The 4426-nt window shown below is 36.7% G+C and carries 7 protein-coding genes and 1 rRNA gene; 1 reads left to right on the forward strand and 7 read right to left on the reverse strand.

The annotated features are described in order from the left end of the window. The 7 genes from IR022_RS19730 to IR022_RS19760 all read right to left on the reverse strand — a co-directional run. The coding region (locus tag IR022_RS19730; protein ID WP_194205045.1) for a hypothetical protein at window positions 1–209 on the reverse strand (209 nt) is incomplete at its 3' end. A gap of 2 nt (window positions 210–211) precedes the next feature. Then, window positions 212–484, reverse strand: a complete 273-nt coding sequence (locus tag IR022_RS19735) for a hypothetical protein (protein ID WP_194205046.1) — start codon at window positions 482–484, stop codon at window positions 212–214. Beyond that, complete coding sequence (locus IR022_RS19740; protein WP_194205047.1) at window positions 484–1164, reverse strand: hypothetical protein; 681 nt, start codon at window positions 1162–1164, stop codon at window positions 484–486. The genes IR022_RS19735 and IR022_RS19740 overlap by 1 nt, the downstream gene beginning before the upstream one ends. Before the next feature lie 4 nt (window positions 1165–1168). Beyond that, the gene (locus IR022_RS19745) at window positions 1169–1537 is read right to left on the reverse strand and encodes a hypothetical protein (protein WP_194205048.1); all 369 of its coding nucleotides are present in this window, start codon (window positions 1535–1537) and stop codon (window positions 1169–1171) included. A gap of 14 nt (window positions 1538–1551) precedes the next feature. Next, window positions 1552–2133, reverse strand: a complete 582-nt coding sequence (locus IR022_RS19750) for a hypothetical protein (RefSeq protein WP_194205049.1) — start codon at window positions 2131–2133, stop codon at window positions 1552–1554. Between the two features lie 33 nt (window positions 2134–2166). Beyond that, complete coding sequence (locus tag IR022_RS19755) at window positions 2167–2925, reverse strand: hypothetical protein (protein WP_194205050.1); 759 nt, start codon at window positions 2923–2925, stop codon at window positions 2167–2169. Window positions 2926–3059: 134 nt separating this feature from the next. Continuing rightward, window positions 3060–3689, reverse strand: coding sequence for a hypothetical protein (locus IR022_RS19760; RefSeq protein ID WP_194205051.1), 630 nt, complete (start codon window positions 3687–3689; stop codon window positions 3060–3062). A gap of 638 nt (window positions 3690–4327) precedes the next feature. Here IR022_RS19760 and rrf point away from each other — a divergent pair. After that, window positions 4328–4426, forward strand: a 5S ribosomal RNA gene (gene rrf / locus IR022_RS19765); the annotation flags it as partial.

Genomic DNA, 4426 nt, shown 5'->3' on the forward strand with positions numbered 1-4426 from the left:
TAAAGTTTAGTACCAATTAGTAATATTTCACCATCGGCGAGAAATTCACTTCCACAACTCCAGCATTGTCTTATTTCGGACTCTTTTTCTGTATCTGAGGTAATGCAATTGGTATCGAAGCAGACAGTACAAGCATCTTCGTGGAAACGTTCGACATGGGGATGATTGGCAGGTATGTTTTCATACCCGTAATGAGTGATTGTTGTCATTACTATTCTTTTATATTCTGAAATCGTGTGGGGATTGGAATTTGCATTGCTGTATCGAAGAGCAACTGCCGGGCTGATTTGCGATTCCACTTTGCTTTTCCTGCAAAGCGGTTAATGATTGATGCACTTGCCAGAATATTCAGGCAACGGTCAATGCCTTCCATAAAATCAAGTGCTTCTTCGGTAGTGTATCCTTCATCAATCAGTGACTTGGCAAAGACTTTTACTTCAGATGTTGTCATCTGTGAAAAGCCGGGGAATGTCGTTCGATCCATTAATCTTCACGATTATCGTAAGTATAGTGCTTCCAGATTTCGATTTTTTGTTCAACGCTTAAAGCATTCCAATATTCGTTACAAGCAACGATAAAGGCTTTGTCAGAATCTGGTTCGGTAATAAAAGATTCATATTCTAAATTTGTAATGGCCTCTATTGTATCACAGCCTGATTGCTCCCACCAGTTCAGAATATCATCCAATAGCTCTGATTCTTTCATTTGATGAGTATGATTCTCACAATGTTTACAATACCGGTCTTGTTCTTCTTCAGGAAATATACCTTGAACAATTTGTGTGTTTGTATCTACCCAAGCGAGTTCCTGTACTTGTAATAATCCACACTCTTGGCATCGATAAGGGTCTTCGATAATATCATTGTCGGTTCTTTTTCCACAATGAGGACAGTACTTAGTTTTGTGTTCTTTACAGTGTTCGCATTCGACACCTAAGCCTTTGGTATAAGCATCGATTGCACCATCACATAGTGTCAAAGAGATGGAAGATAACTGCTTTTCAGCCTCTTTGACAGTGAGGTTTTCATTATCGATATCAGACTCATGCCCATCGATAAACAATTGCAAATTACTGTGTCTTAATACATCATCTCTTTTAGTGTAATCAGGAAGATACTTTTCGATAAAGTCCCATAATTCAATAGGTATTTTAATAATATTCATTTTGTTATAATTTTTTGATTTCGTGAATAATGTCTTCTTTAGTGTAATGGGGTCCGAGTTTGAGTATTTGTAGGATGCCGGACAGTTTCTCCTGATTTGATAGGTTTTTGACAAAAATTTCAAGAATATCGGTTAACAAAAAATGTTTTTCTTTCAAAAATCCTAAGAGTTCTTCATCTTGAAAATTATCTAAAAATTCCTCTTCTTCTCCACGTGCAACTACCTGTTTGATCAAATCCTTAGTGTCGATAAGGTCAATGTCTTTCTCTTCAAAAGAAAGCTTTTCAAGTATGGTTTTCAGCTTCCCATTTGTAATAAGCTTTGACACAGTATTAATCTCTTTCTTAGTAATAGCAGATTCTTTTTTACCCATATTATCTTCTGTTTTTATGCGGCAACTTTGATATTATCGATTATTGCCATACATTCTTTTTTGATTTCTTCTATGCTGTCGTTTCCGTAATAACCCCAGCAAGAGTCAATTTCATTGTCTTGGTCATCGGTAATGGTAAATCCATATACCGAGCCTGTAAGGTAATCGTCAAAGGTTTCGACTTCTCCCTGAAGATATTCTTCTATCTTCTCCCTGCGCCTTTTGGTTATGTTCTTCCAGCCATATTCTTTCTTCACATCTGCGATACTGACGGCAATTATACCCAATAGGGCACTGTCCCAACGGCAGGAAAAAGGAGAGGTAGAAACTGTTTGACCGCTATGGTCATACATGTAGACCCGATGGGCGATATATTTTTTTTTGAAATGGTTGGTGAAATCGTAGTCTTGTTTCGCAAATACTTCTTCGATTTCGAAATGTTTGCCAAAGTCTTCTTCGGGCTGCATGCTTCGATGCCGGGTATAAAGGGTTCCAATGTTGTCGAATTCTTTACGGGGATGCTGTGGATCGCCATCATAATAGATATTGGTATTGTACCCGTTGTATTCTTGGGTTTCGTATAAGGATTGGTCCATATATTTTAATAGATTTGATTTGTAAAGCGAGATTTATTTAGTGCACATTTCAAATAACTGGTCTGTCATATCGTAACGTTCTGATTCATAGTCAGCACCGAAATCACTAAATGCACCGACCATATTGAGCATATCATAGCAATCGTCCCAATTTACTTCCGAAGGTTGTGTGGTGTATTCTTCCTTCATTTCATATTCTTCCCATTCATTTTGTCGTTTGACTGCGGGTAGATATTCTTTTTTATACCACTTGATAAAATTCTCTTTGTAAATCTTATGTTCCAATTGCAGGTCACGATATCTTCCGGGAGGAATAAATAGCTTTTTATTTATATAGTTAAGGACATCCAGCCTTATTCCTTCTTCGGAATATGGATTGTGGGAACGACTAATAAAAATGACATCTTCGAGACGATTGAAAGGATGTGAAAACTCAATATTTACACCTTGTTTTATTATATGGCAACGAACGTAAATCAATAATCCCGGATATTGATAGTCTGCCCTGTTAGCTATATGATAGGTTTCAGGATCGAGAAAAAAACGAAGGCTGTCGGCATTCCAGTTGGGTTTTACACCCATAAATCTGTATAACTGCATTCTCGATTGATGACATATAAAATTACCTGCTCTGCTAATACCTCTTTGGTTAAGGTTTCCATGATAATATTTGTATTGTTGATGAGTTGTGCAATGGAAGTAATCAGGTACATTATAGTATGAATTGTAGGTAGCATCGAGAAGGCAAAAATCGTATATCTGTTGGCATGTTTTAGTTGTTGTTTCTCTCATAGGTTTTATCCTTTTTCAATTTCCACAGTTGGGGTAACATGAATCTATTATCTTGACCTATAGTATATTTTGTGCCTGAAATAACAAAGGGGCTATTTTTACAGGTTTCACACTGTTTAATAGCAAAATCGATATTAGTTACTTCGATGTCTTTGCCTGTAATGCTTTTGATGAGTAGTTTGCTCATGTTTAATAGAATTTGGTTTACAGAATTTTAGTTTGATTTTCTTTCTCCAATCTTTTATTCTAACTGGCTGTTGAGTCTGTGTTGCTTTTAGCAGTTTGTATTTCTTTTTTGTCATCTTTTTTGTCCGGACAGGCACTGCGATATGTGGTTCAGCAAAATAATCTGGGTATCTCTCATACAGGGCTTTTGCCAAAGAACATTTGTTCCAGTAGAAATCCAGTTCAACTCTGCCATGATCTGTTATATCGGATAAATAAGTGGTTCCCAACTCACTCATTTCAATATCACTGTGGAGAATGGCATAACCATACAGAATATCGTTTTCCCTGTCCCAGTCAAGAATAAACCAGTCACAACCAGCGTAGAAGAAATGTGCATAGACTATTAGGTGGTCGTATACTGAACCATTACTACCAGTTGTTTTTTGTGGAGAATTTGGTATTTCTTTTATTTCTATTTCAAGCCTGTTAATGGTAGGCTCAAAATCCTTGAAAGATTCAGGGTCTTTGACTATAGCCTGTTGGTGAAGTGGCATGAACTTAGTTAGGTTTACGGGTAGTTTATTTAGATTTATCATAATGCTTACGTTTATTATTGTTTAAGACTAAAGGGTTTCAATTGGGATCGTTTATTATTAAATGAAAAAAGCGACTACTGTTTAGTAATCGCTTCGAGAAGTGGGGGGGCTCAGTTATATTTCAGGATGTAATATCGTATCGTTACCAAAAGTAAGTTACTACATCAGCTGTATATTTCTAGTAATAGCGTTGATTACTCATGCATCACTTTTTAATCTCTTCAATGGTTTCGAATTTCTTGTTATATGTAACAACTCCGACCATTGTACATCAACTCTGCACTTGGTTGAAGTTCGTCTATGAAGGCTTGAATTATTCAACCCTCCCAGATCTGTTTTTGTAGATTTATTTTTATTGCTATATAATTGAATATGATTTAATTTATATCTTTGTTTTGATTCAGGCTGGTGAATTGGTTAAACCTTAAAACACAATTCATATGGTTTTGAACGTATCGATAACGCTAGACATAGCTTCTGTTATTAAGTGGCTAAGTATTCTAGTAATAGCGTTGGCTTAATTGCCTTCCACTAGCGTCCGTACAACGGTTAGTATACGATAGTATGCTAGGAGGATAATAGGTCGAAACATCCTCCCGTGAGGACACTATACGGGTGTTCCGCCAGTCTGGATTTATTAAGGTGATTATAGTGCAGGATATCCACCTCTTCCCATTCCGAACAGAGAAGTTAAAGCCTGTAACGCCAATGGTACTATGAAACATGGGAGAGTAGGT

The organism is Dysgonomonas sp. GY617 (assembly GCF_015233815.1).
In the GTDB taxonomy this organism is placed as follows: Bacteria; Bacteroidota; Bacteroidia; order Bacteroidales; family Dysgonomonadaceae; genus Dysgonomonas_A.